Genomic DNA, 14,448 nt, shown 5'->3' with positions numbered 1-14,448 from the left:
GATGACCGATTCACCCGATTTCAAACGTCGCCGGCTGTGCCTGGCGCTGGCTGGTCTGCCGCTGCTGGCCGCCTGCAAGCCCACCCAGCGCTACGGCCTGCCGGAACACCGCGCACTCTGGTTCGAACGGCATGCCTTCGCGCCGCTGGCGCCGCTGCCGTCGCGCAGCAGCTTCCTGCTCGGTGTCCTGCCGGATACCCAGTACTACAGCGAGAACAACCACGAGATGCTGCCCAATGGCCGGCGGGTGGAGCGCTATGGTCATCTGGGCTATTCGCCGGCACTGGCCTTTCATGCCCAGACCTATTGGCTGGCGCACAACGCCGCGGCGCTGAACCTGCCGTTCGTGGTGCACCTGGGCGATCTGGTGGAAAACGCCGAGCAGCGTGGCGAATGGGCCCTGGCCAGTCACGCCATGGCACGGCTGGAGCAGGCCGGGGTGCCCTACAGCGTCATGACCGGCGACCATGATGTCGTCGAACTTTACACCGAGGATCGTCTGCGTGACGGTCGCGAACTCTTCACCCAGTACTTCGGCCGCGAGCGAGCGGCGCGCCAGGCCACCTTCATCGAGCGCGATGTCACCGGCCTCAACGAGGCCCATCGTTTCTCGGCGCTGGGGCAGGGCTTCCTGTTGCTGACCCTGGACTGGTGCCCCTCGGACCAGAGTCTGGACTGGGCTCAGGGCATGCTGGATCGCTATCCGCACCTGCCGACCATCCTCGCCTCGCACAACATCGTCGACCTGGTGAACGGCCAGGCCGTGCTCTCCACCCGGCGCAACGACACCGGGGTGCGGCTATGGAACCGGCTGATCCGCCGCAACGACCAGATCTTCCTGACCCTCAACGGCCACAACCACGGCAGCGGTCATCTGCGGCTGACCAATGACCTGGGCCATCCGGTGGATCTGCTGCTGATCAACTACCAGACCGAATACGCCGGCGGCAACGGCCTGCTGCGGCTGCTGGAACTGGACCTGGCGCGGGGCCGGCTGGAGGCCTTCACCTATTCGCCCTGGGTCGCCTATCGGCAGCAGAGCGGCGACCTGCCGGTGCGGCTGGGCAGCGATCCGCGCGACACCTATTCAGCCGAGGTGCTGGCACCCCTGGCCTCGCCGCAGTTCGACAACAGATTCGTGCTCGAGGTGGATTTCGCCACACGCTTCGCCGGCTTTGGCGGCTATACCGCGCAGTTGCCGGCGGTGGCGGAAGAGGGCGTGCTGGCGCGACTGCGCCAGCAGCTGGGGATCGCCTGACGGATCAGGCGGCGAGCAGCCAGCCCCCGGCCACAGCGGTGGCGACGCCGGCCAGTCGCACCAGCGGTGTGGCCGCCTGGGGCAGGTAGCGCACCACGGCATAGCCCAAGCCATGCAGGGTGGCGGTGGCGGCGACGAAGCCCAGGGCATAGGCCCAGGGATTGCCCATCTCCGGCAGCTCCAGACCATGGGCCACGCCATGGAACAGCGCGAAGGCGGCGGTCAGGCCGACGGCGGCGGCCACCGGCGGACGGGCGGCCAGGGCCATCAGCAGGCCCAGCGCCAGCACCGAGGCGGCGATGCCGGTCTCCAGCAAGGGCAGCTCCAGCCCGGTGAAGCCCAGCAGGCCGCCGATCAGCATGGTGCCGACAAAGGTGCAGGGCAGCGCCAGGCGCGCCTTGCCCTGCTGCTGGGCGGCCCAGAGACCCACGGCGAGCATGGCCAGCAGGTGGTCGAGACCGGTCAGGGGGTGCAGCACCCCGGCGGCCAGGCCATTCTCGGCATGACCCGGATGGGCAAAGGCCAGGGCCGGGGCGAGCAGCAGGGCGGCGGTGGCGAGGATCTTGGCGTGTTTCATGGGGGCTCCTTGAGTGATGAAATCCTGGACTCAGAACCTGCTCACGACCTGCTGCGCGTCGGCCAAACGGCGTTGAAAAGTCCTTCGGAATGCTCATTTACCATTTGTAAACTCCGCTTCCTCAGGCCTTTTCGCCTTGTTTGTCTCTAGCTCGCGAGGTCGTGAGCAGGTTCCTAGGTGGCGGTCAGCAGACCCTGCTTCTCGATGAAGGCGATGATCTCTTCCAGGCCCAGACCGGTCTTCTGATTGCTGAAGACGAAGGGCTTGTCGCCGCGCATCTTGCGGGTGTCGCGATCCATCACCTCCAGGGAGGCGCCGACCTGTTCCGCCAGGTCGATCTTGTTGATCACCAGCAGATCCGACTTGCAGATGCCGGGGCCACCCTTGCGCGGCAGCTTGTCGCCGGCCGAGACGTCGATGACGTAGAGGGTCAGGTCGGACAGCTCCGGGCTGAAGGTAGCGGACAGGTTGTCGCCGCCGGACTCCACCAGGATCAGGTCCAGGCCGGGAAAGCGGCGGTTGAGCTGATCCACCGCTTCCAGGTTGATGGAGGCGTCTTCGCGGATGGCGGTGTGCGGACAGCCGCCGGTTTCCACACCCAGGATGCGCTCGGGCGCCAGGGCTTCGTTGCGCACCAGGAAATCGGCGTCCTCGCGGGTGTAGATGTCGTTGGTCACCACCGCCAGGTTGTAGCGCTCGCGCAGGGCGCGGCAGAGGGCCAGGGTGAGGGCGGTCTTGCCGGAGCCGACCGGTCCGCCGATACCGACGCGCAGGGGTTGGGTAGTCATCAGGAGATCTCCTAGGAACGGAACAGGCGGCTGTACTGCCGCTCGTGGGCCATGCTGCTGAGGGCCAGGCCGAAGGGGGCGCCGCCCCAGGTCGCTTCGGGCAGGGCCGCGGCCTGCTCGGCCACGGCGGTCAGGGTCGGCAGCAGAAGGGAGGTGAGGCGCTGGGCGGCTTGCTGGCCCAGCGGCAGGGTTTTCATCAGTACCGCCAGCTGATTTTCCAGCCAGGTCCACAGCCAGGCGTCCAGGGCGGCCCGGGGGGCGATGGCCCAGGCCCGGGCGGCCAGCGCCCAACCCAGGGCGAAGGTCGGGGCCAGCTCGCCGAGCAGACGGCGGCTGGCGTCATCCAGTTCCGGCAGTCCGAGCAGCAGCTGCGCCAGGGAATAGCCGGTCTGGCGACTTTCCAGCTGGAATTCCGCGGTCTCGCGACTGGCACGGTGACGCAGGGCCAGTGCGCCCAGGCGAGTCCAGTCGCCCTCCGCGGCGGCTTGGCAATGTGCCAGCAGCAGCGGCGCCTCGAAGCGGGCGAGATTGAGTTCGAGGCTGTCACGCAGCCAGGTTTCGGCCTCCACCGCACTGCGGATCAGGCCGCTGTCGATGGCCAGTTCCAGTCCCTGGGAATAGCTGTAGCCGCCAATCGGCAGCTGGGGACTGGCCAGGCGCAGCAGGGCGAAGGGCGAATTCACGTGCGCACGCCGAAGTGGTGCAGCTTGGGTGCGTAGTTGAAGCCTTCCTCACCATGGCGCGAGTGATGGTGACCGCCGCCGTAGGCGCCGTGCTCGGGCTGGAAGCCGGCCTCGATCTCGCTGACCCGGGCGCCGAGCTGCTCCAGCATGGCCTTGAGCACATAGTCGTCCAGCAGCCGCAGCCAGCCGTCACCGATCTGCAGGGCGACGTGGCGATTGCCCAGGTGGTAGGCGGCGCGGGTCAGTTCGAAGGCGCTGGCGCAGGTCACATGCAGCAGTTTTTCCGGCCGGGCGACGATGCGCACGATGCGGCCATCGCGGGCTTCCAGACAGTCGCCATCGGCCAGCGGCGGTTGTCCGCGTTCGAGGAACAGGCCGACGTCTTCGCCAGCGATGGTGGTGGCTCTCAGGCGACTCTTGCTGCGGGCGTCGTAGGTGAGGTGGAGTTCGGCGTCCCAGGTATCCCGGGGTGCGCAGCGGCTTTGGACGACCAGCATGGCAGGACTCTTGGCAGTTTTGCCCAGCTCTACAGCAAGGGGCCTGCCAAGGCGCGCAAGTCGCCTGGTTCTGGGGCGCTGAAAGTTGACCTGGCAATCAGGTTGCTCTTATTTGGTGCGCCATTGCATCGGCTAGCAGGGCGACGCCCTCCTTTGGGGCATTGGTGCGCTCGCCGCGCCGCCAGTGCTTGCTACCGATCAGGATCAGCTTGAGTTGCTGCACCATCTTCGCCGCCGGCCACAGCGGTGGCGGTGTGGTCAGCGGCGGCGGATCGATCAGCTCCGGCAGGGTGGCGAACACCGTCTTCACCACCAGGTCGGCCAGGACATCGATCTGCGACGGACTCAGATGGGGCAGCCGACCCAGGGCGAGCAGGTCGCGGGCCAGGTCCTGGGTGATGCGCTGGCGCAACTCGGCGATGGCCTGGCGCACGGCCTGGGAGCCGCCGTATTGCTCACGGGCGAGAAAGAGGAACTGATCGCGGTTGTCGCTCACGGCGCCGAGAAAGATCTCCACCGAGGCCTCGATCATGCCGCGCTGCTGCAATTCGTGATGACGCACCTGGCGCAGGGCGTCGCGGAAGGTGTCGCCCACCTCGGCCACCAGGGCCAGGCCGAAGGTTTCCATGTCGCTGAAGTGGCGATAGAAGCCCGCCGGGACGATGCCGGCCTGGCGACTCACCTCGCGCAGGCTGAGACTGCCGAAGCCGCGGCCGCTGTTCATCAGCAGGCGCGCCGATTCCAGCAGCGCCTGGCGCGTTTGCAGCTTCTGCTGGGCACGGATCGACATGGAGAGATTCCGGAAGAGAAGGCGGCACTGTAGCAAAGGATGCCCCTGCTGACTCCAAGGGTTTTCCACGACCGCCGGGTGGTAGTCTCTGGCCCGAGCCTTGCCTTGAGAGCGTCATGAATCTCGACAACCGCATCAAATTCCGGCATCTGCTGTGTTTCCTGGAGATCGCCCAGCAGCGCAGCTTCGCCAAGGCGGCCGATGCCATCGCCGTGTCCCAGCCGGCCATTTCCAAGACCATCCGCGAACTCGAGGAGATTCTCGAGGTGCGCCTGTTCGAGCGTGGCAAGGGCGAGGTGACCCTCACCGAGGCCGGCCTGCTGTTCCTGCGCCATGCCGGTCCCTGCGTCCAGGCCCTGCGTGAGGGAATGGAGCTGGTGCGCGGCGGCGAGGCCGGTGGCCTGGTACGGGTCGGGGTCCTGTCGACGGTGGAAAGCCAGGTGCTGCCCGAGGTCCTGGCGCGGCTGCACGAGCGGCATCGGCAATTGATCGTCAACGTCGCCACCGGTCCCAGCGCCTACCTGCTGGGGCAGTTGCGTGTCGGCGATCTGGATCTGGTGGTCGGTCGCATGACCGACAGCCCCGACATCCACGGCCTCGACTTCGAGCACCTCTATACCGAGGCCCTGACCCTGGTGGTCCGTCCGGGGCATCCGCTGAGCCAGGCGCTGCCAGCGGACCTGGCGACCCTGGCGCGCTATCCCCTGGTGCTGCCGTTGCCCGGTACCACCATCCGCCGCCACGCCGAGAGTCTCTTCGTGCAATGCGGCATTCCGCTCAGTCCCCAGCGGCTGGAAACCCTGTCGCCGACCCTCAGCCGCCAGTATGTCCGCCAGAGCGAGGCGCTGTGGATCGCCCCGCGGGATGCGGTACGTCGCGACCTGGCCAGCGGCGAGTTGATCGAGGTGGAACTTGGCGTCCGCGAAGCCGGCGGCTCGGTCGGCATCTGCCGCAACGGCAGCGTGTCCCTGTCGCTGGCCACCCAGAGATTTTGCGATGTCCTGCGCGAGGTAGCCGGGGAGTTGACACTTAACCATTAGGTTATGGGTCAGGGCGCAGCTTTCAATTCAGCCAGGCGCCGCCCTGGGCCACACTGGGATCAGCCAGCCCTTGGCCCCGATCCTTCCGTGGAGCATTCCAATGCATAACAAGCCCCACGACGTTCGCTACGTCGCCCGTGATCGAACCTGGCATCCCCAGGCCTATACGCCCACCTACAAATCCTCGATTCCCCGCTCGCCGCGCCAGGCGCTGGTCAGTCTGCAGCACCAGACCGCTTCCGAGCGCAGCGGCCCGGATTTCTCGCGGCTGCCGCTCGGGCCGCACGACAACGACCTGCTGCTCAACTTCGGCACCGGTCAATTGCCCCAGGGCGAACGCATCATCCTGTTCGGCACCCTGCGTGACCAGTTCGGCAAGCCGGTACCCAATTCCCTGGTGGAGATCTGGCAGGCCAACGCCGGCGGCCGCTACCGGCACAAGAACGACGTCTACCTGGCGCCGCTCGATCCCAACTTCGGTGGCGTCGGCCGCACCCGTACCGACAGCCAGGGCAACTACGTCTTCCGCACCGTCCGCCCGGGTCCCTATCCCTGGCGCAACGGCAGCAACGACTGGCGGCCGGCGCACATCCATGTCTCGGTCATGGGCCCGGCCATCGCCACCCGGCTGATCACCCAGCTCTATTTCGAGGGTGATCCGCTAATTCCGCTGTGCCCCATCGTCAAGTCCATCGCCGATCCTGACGCGGTGCAGACCCTCATCGCCCGCCTGGACATGAGCATGGCCAATCCCATGGACTGCCTGGCCTATCGCTTCGACATCGTCACCCGCGGCGCGCGGCAGACGTTCTTCGAACATCACTGAGGACGCCGACATGACCCCCAACCGCCACGACCTGCTGCCGGAAACCCCCTCCCAGACCGCCGGCCCCTATGTGCATATCGGCCTGGCCCTGGCCGCCGCCGGCAATCCCACCCGCGCGGTCGAGATCTGGAACGAGCTGGCCAAGCCCGATGCCCCCGGCGAGCACATCCTGCTCACCGGCCAGGTGTTCGACGGCAACGGCAACCTGGTGCGCGATTCCTTCCTGGAGTTCTGGCAGGCCGACCACGAGGGTCAGTACGACCCGGTCTACGACGTGGAAAAGGCCTTCAACGGCTTCGGTCGTACCGCCACCACCTTCGACGCCGGTGACTGGACGCTGTACACCATCAAGCCCGGCCAGGTCGCTGACCAGCGCGGCCAGCCCATGGCGCCGCACATCAACGTCACCCTGTTCGCCCGCGGCATCAACATCCATCTGCAGACCCGCCTCTACTTCGACGATGAAGCCGAGGCCAATGCCCGCTGCCCGGTCTACAACCTGCCGGAACCGGAGCGCCGCCCCACGCTGCTGGCGCGCCGTTGCGAGATCGATGGCTGCCTGGCCTATCGCTTCGACATCCATCTGCAGGGTCCGCAGGAAACCGTCTTCTTCGATATCTAGCGTTGCAGACAGCAAAAAGCCCTGCCGAGGCAGGGCTTTTTCGTAGGCGCCAACCGCAGGTCAGATGCGGTAGGTGGTCTTGGTCATCACCTTGGACACCAGGCTCATGCCGTATTTGACCGGCGTGGGAAAGCGCCAGCCACCGGCCGCCAGGGCGTGCTCGGCGTGTTGCTCCTCGTCGATACGCATCTGTTCCAGCACCGCACGGGACTTGGCGTCGGCTGCCGGCAGCTTGTCCAGGTGCTCGTCCAGATGGCGGCAGACCTGATCCTCGGTGGCGGCGACGAAGCCCAGACTCAGGCGATCGCTGATCAGTCCGGCACCGGCGCCGATCCCGAAGGACAGCCCATAGAACAGCGGATTGAGCAGGCTGGGGCGCTCACCCAGGGCGCGGATGCGCTGCTCGCACCAGGCCAGGTGATCAATCTCTTCGTCTGCCGAACGCTCCATTTCCTCCCGGACTTCCGGCAACTTGGCAGTCAGCGCCTGACCCTGGTACAGCGCCTGGGCGCAGACCTCGCCGGTGTGGTTGATGCGCATGAGGCCGGCCGCGTGACGGCGTTCCTCGTCGCTCAGCTCGGCATCCTTGAGTGGAATGGCCGGCGAGCTGCGCGTGGGAGCGCCACTGAAGGGCGTCAGGGTACGCAGAGCGGTATCGGCCTGGATCAGCAATCGATCGAGGGGGGAGTAGAGGCGCTTGGATCTCAAGGTGATCTCCTTGGCGGGCGAAGGGAGGAGAGAACGTGGCTCAGCCCGGAGGCCAGGTCATCTGCCGCTTGCCCAGCACATGCATATGGATGTGATAGACCGTCTGGCCCCCCAGGGCGTTGCAATTCATCGCGACGCGGAAGCCTTCTTCGCAGCCCTGCTCCTGCGCCAGGCGCTGGGCGGTGAAGAGGATATGGCCGGCGAGCTGCTTGTCATTGGCCTCGCTGAGGTCGTGCAGGGTCGCGATGTGCTTCTTGGGGATGACCAGAAAGTGCACGGGCGCCTGCGGGGCGATGTCATGGAAGGCCATGACCTGATCATCCTCGTAGAGCACCTTGGCCGGAATGTCCCCGGCGACGATCTTGCAGAACAGACAATCCACGTCGATCTCCTGCTGGCTGAATAGACCTTGAGTGTACCAGCGGCTACCGCCCACCGGCAGGTTCGACTGGCGGGATCACCCTTACGCGGGTTGAAAGAGTTTGCCGACCCGCACCGCGGCCGAACGCACCAGGGCGCGGGGGAAGAAGCGCGGCAACAGGCTGCCCAGGCGATTGCGCCAGCCCGGGACGATCACCGCCTGGCGCCTTTCCAACCCGCGCACCGCGGCCAGGGCCACCTCCTCGGCGGACATCAGCAGCTTGCCTTGCTCCATGCGCCCGGTGTGCAGCCCGGCATTCTTGAAGAAGGCGGTACGGGTCGGCCCGGGGCAGAGCACCGACACCGACACGCCGCGCTTCTTGAGCTCCTCGCGCAGGCCCTCGGAAAAGTGCAGCACATAGGCCTTGGTCGCCGCATAGCTGCTCATGTAGGGAATGGGCTGGAAGGCCGCGGTCGAGGCGACATTGAGAATCTGACCGCCACCCTGGATCGCCATGTGCTGGCCCAGGGCATGGCACAGGCGGGTGAGCGCCAGGATGTTCAGCTCCAGCTGCTCCTGCACCCGCGGCCAGTCGGCGGCGAGAAAATCCCCGCCGCTGCCGATCCCGGCGCAATTCACCAGCAGGCCGATGGCTCTCTCGCTCTGCTCCAGCTCGTGCAGCAGACCGGTCAGGTGCAGCGGCTCCGCCAGGTCGCAGACCCGGTACAGCACCTCCACGTCGAAGCGCTGGGCCAGTTCGGCGGCGATGCTTTCCAGCTTGTCCTTGCGCCGCGCCAGCAGGATCAGCGGCTGACCCCGTCTTGCCAGGGCCTCGGCCAGGGCCAGGCCGATCCCGCACGAGGCACCGGTTACCAGGGCATAACGCTGCATACTGCTTTCTCCAGGAAAACGCCGGTCGCCGGCGGATCTGCCGGGTGAGGGTCTGTACGAAAAGTCGCCGAGCGAAGGTCAGGCAAGGCAAAAATCGGCAAGGAAGCGGACCGGGCTCGCGAACAAGTTTACGAGTGGTAAATGAGCATTCCGAGCTGATTTCTAACGCAGCATTGCCGAGCGCAGGCACTTTTCTTACAGAGCCTAGTAGGGTTTGACCACCACCAGGATCACGATGGCGATGAGCACCAGTACCGGCACCTCGTTGAACCAGCGGTAGAACACATGACTGCGCTTGTTCTCGCCGCGCTCGAATCTCTTGCGCATGGCGCCGCAGACATGGTGATAGCCGATCAGCACCACCACCAGCGCCAGCTTGGTGTGCATCCAGCCCTGGGTCAGCCAGCTCGGATTGATCACCAGCAGGCCGATGCCGAACAGCAGCGTGAGGATCATCGCCGGCAGCATGATGCCGCGATACAGCTTGCGCTCCATCAGGCAGAAGCGCTCGTGGCTCACGGCGTCGCTGCTCTGGGCGTGATAGACGAACAGGCGCGGCAGATAGAACAGACCGGCGAACCAGCAGACCAGGGCAATCAGGTGGAAGGCTTTCAACCATAGATAGAGCATCGGGGCGTTCTCCTTATCGGGCGGCGCGATATTAGAGTGGCGCTGCCGGCAAGTCATTCACTCCGGTCGTCTCGGCTGGCAGCCCATGGTCGCGCAATAGTTGACCGTTTTGCTCGGGCAAGCGGATAATTTCCGGACTGAATTGTGTTCGGCGCAAGCCGGGAGACTACGGCAATGACCATTGAAACCTTCACCCCGACCCCCCTGCAGTTCACCCTGGGCGCGGCCAGCAAGGTGAAGAATCTGATCGAGGAAGAGGGCAATCCCCGCCTGAAGCTGCGCGTCTTCGTTACGGGTGGCGGCTGCTCGGGTTTCCAGTACGGCTTCACCTTTGATGAAGACTCCGCCGATGACGACACCGTCATCGAGCGCGATGGTGTGCACCTGGTGGTGGATCCCATGAGCTTCCAGTACCTGGCCGGCGCCGAGGTGGACTACCAGGAAGGCCTGGAGGGCTCGCGCTTCGTCATCAAGAACCCCAACGCCGCCACTACCTGTGGCTGCGGTCAGTCCTTCTCCATCTGACCCGGCAGTCCCTTCGGCCCGGCGCGCTGGCTAGTGCGGGTAGAGCGCGCCCAGCACGCGAAGGCCACGGGCGCCGGTGACTTCCGGGCAGTTGCCGGGCAGGCGCTCGCAGAAGCGCTGGGCCAGCCAGGCAAAGGCCGTGGCTTCCAGCCAGTCCGGCGAGACGTCATAGGCCGCGGTGCTCTGCACCACGGCTGGTGCCAGCCGCCTGGCCAGACGCGCCATCAGGTCACGGTTGTGTGCCCCGCCGCCACAGACCAGCACCTCGTCCACCGCCTGGGCGGCCAGGATGCTCTCGGCGATGCTGCGAGCGCTCAGCTCGGCCAGGGTGGCCTGCACATCCGCCGGATCCAGTGCCTCCTGCTGGGCGAGCTGTCCCTGTAGCCAGGGCAGATTGAAGTGCTCGCGCCCGGTGCTCTTCGGTCCGCTCTTCATGAAGAAGGGATCGCTCAGCAGCCGTTGCAGCAGCGCCGGCACGACCTGCCCCTGCGCCGCCCAGGCGCCATCGGCATCGAAGAGTCGTCCCTGGCTGTGGTGGGTCCAGGCATCCAGCAACACATTGCCCGGTCCGCAATCGAAGCCCCGTACCGGCAGACCCGGCGCCAGCAGGGTCACGTTGCTGAAGCCTCCGATATTGAGTACCGCACGCGGGCGATCCAGACCGAAGAGATCGGCATGGAAGGCCGGGACCAGGGGCGCGCCCTGACCCCCGGCGGCCAGGTCGCGGCGGCGAAAGTCGGCGACCACGTCGATACCGCTCAACTCGGCCAGCAGGGCGGCATCGCCGATCTGCAGGGTGTAGCCCTGTGCCGGCAGATGGCGGATGGTCTGGCCGTGGCTACCCACGGCGCGGATATCCGCGGAGGTCAGTCCCTGCTGGGCCAGCAACTCGGCGATACCCTGGGCGGCCAGCCTGACCCAGGCCTGTTCGGCCCGGGCAATGCGCTCGATCTCGTTGTCGCCGGGCGCGCACAGCGCCAGCAGCTCCTGGCGTAGCGCGTCCGGCATGGGCACGCCCAGGGCGGCGACGAAACGGGTCCGCTCGTCCTGTTCGATCAGGGCAATATCCAGTCCATCCAGACTGGTGCCGGACATTACCCCCAGGTAGCGCTCCATCTCAGCGCTTGTTCATCGCGAGCAGAGAGGCACGTTCCTGGTCCATGCGGGCCATGAGCGGCTGGCTCTGCGCCAGGAACCGCGAAATCTCGTTCTTGGCGATGGGATCGGCCATGGGCAGCTTCACCCCGAGCGGATCGACGTGGTTGCCGTTGATGCGGAATTCATAGTGCAGGTGCGGACCAGTCGCCAGGCCCGTCATGCCCACGTAGCCGATCACCTGGCCCTGCTTCACCGAGGCGCCGGCCTGCATGCCCTTGGCGATCCGGCTCATGTGGCCATAGACGGTGGTGTAGGTCTTGCCATGCTGGATCATCACCACGTTGCCGTAGCCATTCTCGCGACCGGCCTTGGCGATCTTGCCATCGCCGGTGGCATGGATCGGCGTACCAGTGGGCGCGGCATAGTCGACGCCCTTGTGTGCGCGCATCTTGTTCAGCACCGGGTGGAAGCGGCCCATGGTGAAGCGCGAGCTGATGCGCGAGAACTCCACCGGGGTACGGATGAAGGCCTTGCGCATGCTGCCGCCTTCCGCCGTGTAGTAGTTGGTGGTGCCGTTCTTGGCGGTGTAGCGCACGGCCGTGTAGGCCTTGCCCTTGTTGACGAAGCGAGCGGCCAGGATGTTGCCGTAGCCGACGTGCCTGCCGTTGACCACCTTGTCCTCGTAGACCACCTCGAATTCGTCGCCTTCCTGGATGTCCAGCGCGAAGTCGATGTCGTAGCCGAAGATGGTGGCCAGCGCCATGGTCATGTCATGGGACAGCCCGGCCTTTTGCGCCGAGGCGAACAGCGAACTGCTGATCCGGCCCTGGGCATAGGCCTTGCGGATGTCCGGGGTGACGGTCTTGTGCTCGACCTCGTAGCCCTGGTCGGACTTGACCAGCGACAGTGTCTGCAACGCGGTGAGCTTGGTGCGCACCGCCAGCAGGTCACCCGAAGTATCACGCTGGAATTCGATCTTCTGGCCCACCCGCAGGCGAGTCAGCTTCTTGGCTTCCTTGCTGCTGGCCAGTACCTCGTGCACCACGGCAGCGGCAAGGCCGGCCCGCTCGAACAGCGTCGAGAGGGTGTCGCCCTTGCGCACGGTTTCGGTCTTCCACTGCGGCTCGACGCGTTCCGTGGCGGCAACCTCTTCTTCGGCAGGCGCTTCCTCGGCGGTCTGGGCTTCCGTCTGCTCCGGGGCTACCTGGGCAAAGGGGGAGGGGGACTGGGTGTCCGCGGCTTGAGTATCTGCGAGCACTTGCTCCTTCAGGTCATCCTGACCCTGCACGACGCGCCGGGCGTCCTGTTCAACATCCAGATTGATGGAAGTGCGTTTCGCCTCGACCTGCTGAGAGGGAAACACGAGCAAGGCCAGACTCAAGAGTGCGGCCACCCCGCTGGCGGCCACGAGGTGGCTTTTGGGGTAGAACGGACTTTTGGGGATTGGCTTCGTCATTTAGCTAAAGTGATGATCTGACGTTAAAAGAAGTGAATAACTGCCTAAAATATAATCAAAATCTGGCTGTCACAACCCTTTGGGGTGGTGATCCGACGTGCCGGCTGGCGGCTACTAGGGGCATCTTGCTAAGGTTCACGCTTTCGAAATTCAGAGGCGAAGCCCCATGAAAACGGTCCAGGAGCAGCTGGCGGTCATCAAGCGTGGAGCAGATGAGCTGCTCGTCGAGTCAGAGCTTGTAACAAAACTGGAGCGCGGCACCCCGCTGCGCATCAAGGCAGGCTTCGATCCGACCGCTCCGGATCTGCACCTCGGCCACACCGTGCTGATCAACAAGCTGCGCCAGTTCCAGGAGCTGGGCCATCAGGTCATCTTCCTGATCGGCGACTTCACCGGCATGATCGGCGACCCCAGTGGCAAGAGCGCCACCCGCCCACCGCTGACCCGCGAGCAGGTGCTGGAGAATGCCGAGACCTACAAGGCCCAGGTATTCAAGATCCTTGATCCGGCGCGTACCGAAGTGGCCTTCAATGCCACCTGGATGGATCAGCTGTCGCCGGCCGACTTCATTCGCCTGTCTTCCCAGTACACCGTGGCGCGCATGCTCGAGCGCGACGACTTCAGCAAGAGATACGCGGGCAACCAGCCCATTGCCATCCATGAATTCCTCTATCCGCTGGTTCAAGGCTATGACTCCGTTGCCCTGCGCGCCGATGTCGAGCTGGGTGGTACCGACCAGAAATTCAACCTGCTCATGGGCCGCGAACTGCAGCGTGCCTACGGCCAGGAAGCCCAGTGCATCCTCACCATGCCGCTGCTCGAAGGTCTGGATGGCGTGAAGAAGATGTCCAAGTCCTTGGGCAACTACGTTGGGATACAGGAAGCGCCGGGGGTCATGTACAACAAGCTGGTGTCCATTCCCGACACCCTCATGTGGCGTTACTTCGAGCTGCTCAGTTTCCGCAGCCTGGAAGAGATCGCCCAGTTCCGTAGCGATGTGGAGCAGGGCGCCAATCCCCGCGACATCAAGATCAAGCTGGCCGAAGAGATCGTCGCGCGCTTCCACGGGGAAGAAGCCGCCCAGACCGCCCACCGCTCCGCAGGTAACCGCATGAAGGATGGCGAGCTGCCGGAAGACCTGCCGGAAGTCGAGCTGGAAACCGATGCGGCGCTGCCGGTCGCTGCCGTCCTCAACAAGGCCGGGCTGGTGAAGAACGCTGCGGCAGCCCGCGATCTGCTGGCCGCGGGTAGCGTCAAGGTGGATGGCGAGGTGGTCGATCGCGGCTTCCTGTTCGAGATCGGCCGTACCTATATATGTCAGGCCGGCAAGAAGGCCTTTGCTCGCATCAGTGTCCTTCAGCAATAAATTTGAAATAACCTGTTGACCTGTCCTGAAACTCCCCTATAATGCGCCCCACTTCCGGCGCAGACGCTGAAGCGGCTTGAAAATCAAGCACTTAGGTCTGGGCCGGGCGAGGGGTCCACGGATTCTTCGCTGTTTGGTCGCTACCTCCGGGTGATGACGAGATGAAGCGGAGGGGGTTGACAGCGTCTCAGGATGCTGTAGGATTCGCCTCCCGCTGCCGAGATTGGCTAGGTCGATCAGGCAAGCGCAAGTGGTTGAGTTGAAACGAAAAAGTTCAAACCAACGCTTGACAGGATGTGAGGACAGCGTAGAATGCGCGCCTCGGTTAGCGA

At 65.2% G+C, this 14,448-nt stretch carries 18 protein-coding genes; 7 read left to right on the top strand and 11 right to left on the bottom strand.

All coding sequences use genetic code 11. The features are described 5' to 3' along the window. Nucleotide 1 precedes the first annotated feature (1 nt). Nucleotides 2-1,258, top strand: coding sequence for a metallophosphoesterase (locus AABM56_RS20535; RefSeq protein ID WP_133863061.1), 1,257 nt, complete (start codon nt 2-4; stop codon nt 1,256-1,258). A gap of 4 nt (nt 1,259-1,262) precedes the next feature. Here the strand turns inward: AABM56_RS20535 and AABM56_RS20530 are convergent, their stop codons facing one another. The 5 genes from AABM56_RS20530 to AABM56_RS20510 form a co-directional block, all read right to left on the bottom strand. Continuing rightward, nucleotides 1,263-1,835, bottom strand: coding sequence for a HupE/UreJ family protein (locus AABM56_RS20530; protein WP_347883669.1), 573 nt, complete (start codon nt 1,833-1,835; stop codon nt 1,263-1,265). 173 nt (nt 1,836-2,008) lie between these two features. Further along, entirely contained in the window at nt 2,009-2,623 is a 615-nt protein-coding gene (gene ureG / locus AABM56_RS20525) for an urease accessory protein UreG (protein ID WP_133863063.1), read from the bottom strand. A gap of 11 nt (nt 2,624-2,634) precedes the next feature. Further along, the gene (locus AABM56_RS20520; RefSeq protein WP_263259636.1) at nt 2,635-3,306 is read right to left on the bottom strand and encodes an urease accessory protein UreF; all 672 of its coding nucleotides are present in this window, start codon (nt 3,304-3,306) and stop codon (nt 2,635-2,637) included. Continuing rightward, nucleotides 3,303-3,803, bottom strand: coding sequence for an urease accessory protein UreE (gene ureE, locus AABM56_RS20515; protein WP_133863065.1), 501 nt, complete (start codon nt 3,801-3,803; stop codon nt 3,303-3,305). Before ureE ends, AABM56_RS20520 begins: the two co-directional genes overlap by 4 nt. 97 nt (nt 3,804-3,900) lie before the next feature. Continuing rightward, nucleotides 3,901-4,593 (bottom strand): TetR family transcriptional regulator, encoded by a 693-nt coding sequence (locus tag AABM56_RS20510; protein ID WP_187980450.1) that lies wholly within the window; start codon nt 4,591-4,593, stop codon nt 3,901-3,903. 116 nt (nt 4,594-4,709) lie between these two features. Here AABM56_RS20510 and pcaQ point away from each other — a divergent pair, with 116 nt between their 5' ends. The 3 genes from pcaQ to pcaG all read left to right on the top strand — a co-directional run bounded on the left by pcaQ (nt 4,710) and on the right by pcaG (nt 7,081). Then, nucleotides 4,710-5,633: a pca operon transcription factor PcaQ gene (pcaQ, locus tag AABM56_RS20505; protein WP_133863067.1), complete on the top strand. Its 924-nt coding sequence runs from the start codon at nt 4,710-4,712 to the stop codon at nt 5,631-5,633. Nucleotides 5,634-5,733: 100 nt separating this feature from the next. Continuing rightward, the gene (gene pcaH, locus AABM56_RS20500; protein WP_133863068.1) at nt 5,734-6,459 is read left to right on the top strand and encodes a protocatechuate 3,4-dioxygenase subunit beta; all 726 of its coding nucleotides are present in this window, start codon (nt 5,734-5,736) and stop codon (nt 6,457-6,459) included. Between the two features lie 10 nt (nt 6,460-6,469). Then, nucleotides 6,470-7,081, top strand: coding sequence for a protocatechuate 3,4-dioxygenase subunit alpha (pcaG, locus tag AABM56_RS20495; protein ID WP_133863069.1), 612 nt, complete (start codon nt 6,470-6,472; stop codon nt 7,079-7,081). A 60-nt stretch (nt 7,082-7,141) separates the two neighbouring features. On the opposite strand, the gene coq7 is transcribed toward pcaG, so the two are convergent. The 4 genes from coq7 to hemJ form a co-directional block, all read right to left on the bottom strand. Then, nucleotides 7,142-7,789: a 2-polyprenyl-3-methyl-6-methoxy-1,4-benzoquinone monooxygenase gene (gene coq7, locus AABM56_RS20490; protein ID WP_133863070.1), complete on the bottom strand. Its 648-nt coding sequence runs from the start codon at nt 7,787-7,789 to the stop codon at nt 7,142-7,144. 40 nt (nt 7,790-7,829) lie between these two features. Next, nucleotides 7,830-8,171 carry a histidine triad nucleotide-binding protein gene (locus AABM56_RS20485; RefSeq protein ID WP_059313399.1) on the bottom strand — a complete coding sequence of 114 codons (342 nt, stop codon included), beginning with the start codon at nt 8,169-8,171 and terminating at the stop codon, nt 7,830-7,832. 81 nt (nt 8,172-8,252) lie between these two features. Next, nucleotides 8,253-9,041: an SDR family oxidoreductase gene (locus AABM56_RS20480; RefSeq protein WP_133863071.1), complete on the bottom strand. Its 789-nt coding sequence runs from the start codon at nt 9,039-9,041 to the stop codon at nt 8,253-8,255. Between the two features lie 204 nt (nt 9,042-9,245). Next, a complete protein-coding gene (hemJ, locus tag AABM56_RS20475; RefSeq protein WP_058792657.1) occupies nt 9,246-9,671 on the bottom strand; it encodes a protoporphyrinogen oxidase HemJ in 426 nt (141 codons plus the stop codon). A gap of 174 nt (nt 9,672-9,845) precedes the next feature. Between hemJ and erpA the strand changes: the two genes are divergently transcribed. Further along, the gene (gene erpA / locus AABM56_RS20470) at nt 9,846-10,196 is read left to right on the top strand and encodes an iron-sulfur cluster insertion protein ErpA (protein WP_007162616.1); all 351 of its coding nucleotides are present in this window, start codon (nt 9,846-9,848) and stop codon (nt 10,194-10,196) included. Nucleotides 10,197-10,226: 30 nt separating this feature from the next. Here the strand turns inward: erpA and AABM56_RS20465 are convergent, their stop codons facing one another. Continuing rightward, nucleotides 10,227-11,312: an anhydro-N-acetylmuramic acid kinase gene (locus AABM56_RS20465; RefSeq protein ID WP_263259635.1), complete on the bottom strand. Its 1,086-nt coding sequence runs from the start codon at nt 11,310-11,312 to the stop codon at nt 10,227-10,229. A gap of 1 nt (nt 11,313) precedes the next feature. Further along, on the bottom strand, nt 11,314-12,552 hold the full coding sequence (locus AABM56_RS20460; RefSeq protein WP_263259634.1) for a peptidoglycan DD-metalloendopeptidase family protein: 1,239 nt from the start codon (nt 12,550-12,552) through the stop codon (nt 11,314-11,316). On the opposite strand from AABM56_RS20460, the gene AABM56_RS23140 reads away from it, so the two are divergent. Both AABM56_RS23140 and tyrS read left to right on the top strand, forming a co-directional pair. Continuing rightward, nucleotides 12,535-12,771: a hypothetical protein gene (locus AABM56_RS23140; protein ID WP_231500985.1), complete on the top strand. Its 237-nt coding sequence runs from the start codon at nt 12,535-12,537 to the stop codon at nt 12,769-12,771. The two genes, AABM56_RS20460 and AABM56_RS23140, sit on opposite strands and share 18 nt — an antisense overlap. A gap of 145 nt (nt 12,772-12,916) precedes the next feature. Then, nucleotides 12,917-14,116 carry a tyrosine--tRNA ligase gene (gene tyrS / locus AABM56_RS20455; RefSeq protein WP_133863074.1) on the top strand — a complete coding sequence of 400 codons (1,200 nt, stop codon included), beginning with the start codon at nt 12,917-12,919 and terminating at the stop codon, nt 14,114-14,116. The last annotated feature ends 332 nt before the right edge of the window (nt 14,117-14,448 follow it).

The organism is Pseudomonas aestiva (assembly GCF_039908605.1).
GTDB lineage: Bacteria > Pseudomonadota > Gammaproteobacteria > Pseudomonadales > Pseudomonadaceae > Chryseomonas > Chryseomonas aestiva.
The sequence above is the reverse complement of the archived record's forward strand: the minus strand, read 5'-3'. Positions and strand labels throughout refer to the sequence as shown.

Bases quoted from the DNA above. Each gene is read 5' to 3' on its own strand.
- AABM56_RS20535 (WP_133863061.1), top strand. From the start codon at position 2: ATGACCGATTCACCCGATTTCAAACGTCGCCGGCTGTGCCTGGCGCTG.
- AABM56_RS20530 (WP_347883669.1), bottom strand. From the start codon at position 1,835: ATGAAACACGCCAAGATCCTCGCCACCGCCGCCCTGCTGCTCGCCCCG.
- ureG (WP_133863063.1), bottom strand. From the start codon at position 2,623: ATGACTACCCAACCCCTGCGCGTCGGTATCGGCGGACCGGTCGGCTCC.
- ureE (WP_133863065.1), bottom strand. From the start codon at position 3,803: ATGCTGGTCGTCCAAAGCCGCTGCGCACCCCGGGATACCTGGGACGCC.
- AABM56_RS20510 (WP_187980450.1), bottom strand. From the start codon at position 4,593: ATGTCGATCCGTGCCCAGCAGAAGCTGCAAACGCGCCAGGCGCTGCTG.
- pcaQ (WP_133863067.1), top strand. From the start codon at position 4,710: ATGAATCTCGACAACCGCATCAAATTCCGGCATCTGCTGTGTTTCCTG.
- pcaH (WP_133863068.1), top strand. From the start codon at position 5,734: ATGCATAACAAGCCCCACGACGTTCGCTACGTCGCCCGTGATCGAACC.
- pcaG (WP_133863069.1), top strand. From the start codon at position 6,470: ATGACCCCCAACCGCCACGACCTGCTGCCGGAAACCCCCTCCCAGACC.
- AABM56_RS20480 (WP_133863071.1), bottom strand. From the start codon at position 9,041: ATGCAGCGTTATGCCCTGGTAACCGGTGCCTCGTGCGGGATCGGCCTG.
- hemJ (WP_058792657.1), bottom strand. From the start codon at position 9,671: ATGCTCTATCTATGGTTGAAAGCCTTCCACCTGATTGCCCTGGTCTGC.
- erpA (WP_007162616.1), top strand. From the start codon at position 9,846: ATGACCATTGAAACCTTCACCCCGACCCCCCTGCAGTTCACCCTGGGC.
- AABM56_RS20465 (WP_263259635.1), bottom strand. From the start codon at position 11,312: ATGGAGCGCTACCTGGGGGTAATGTCCGGCACCAGTCTGGATGGACTG.
- tyrS (WP_133863074.1), top strand. From the start codon at position 12,917: ATGAAAACGGTCCAGGAGCAGCTGGCGGTCATCAAGCGTGGAGCAGAT.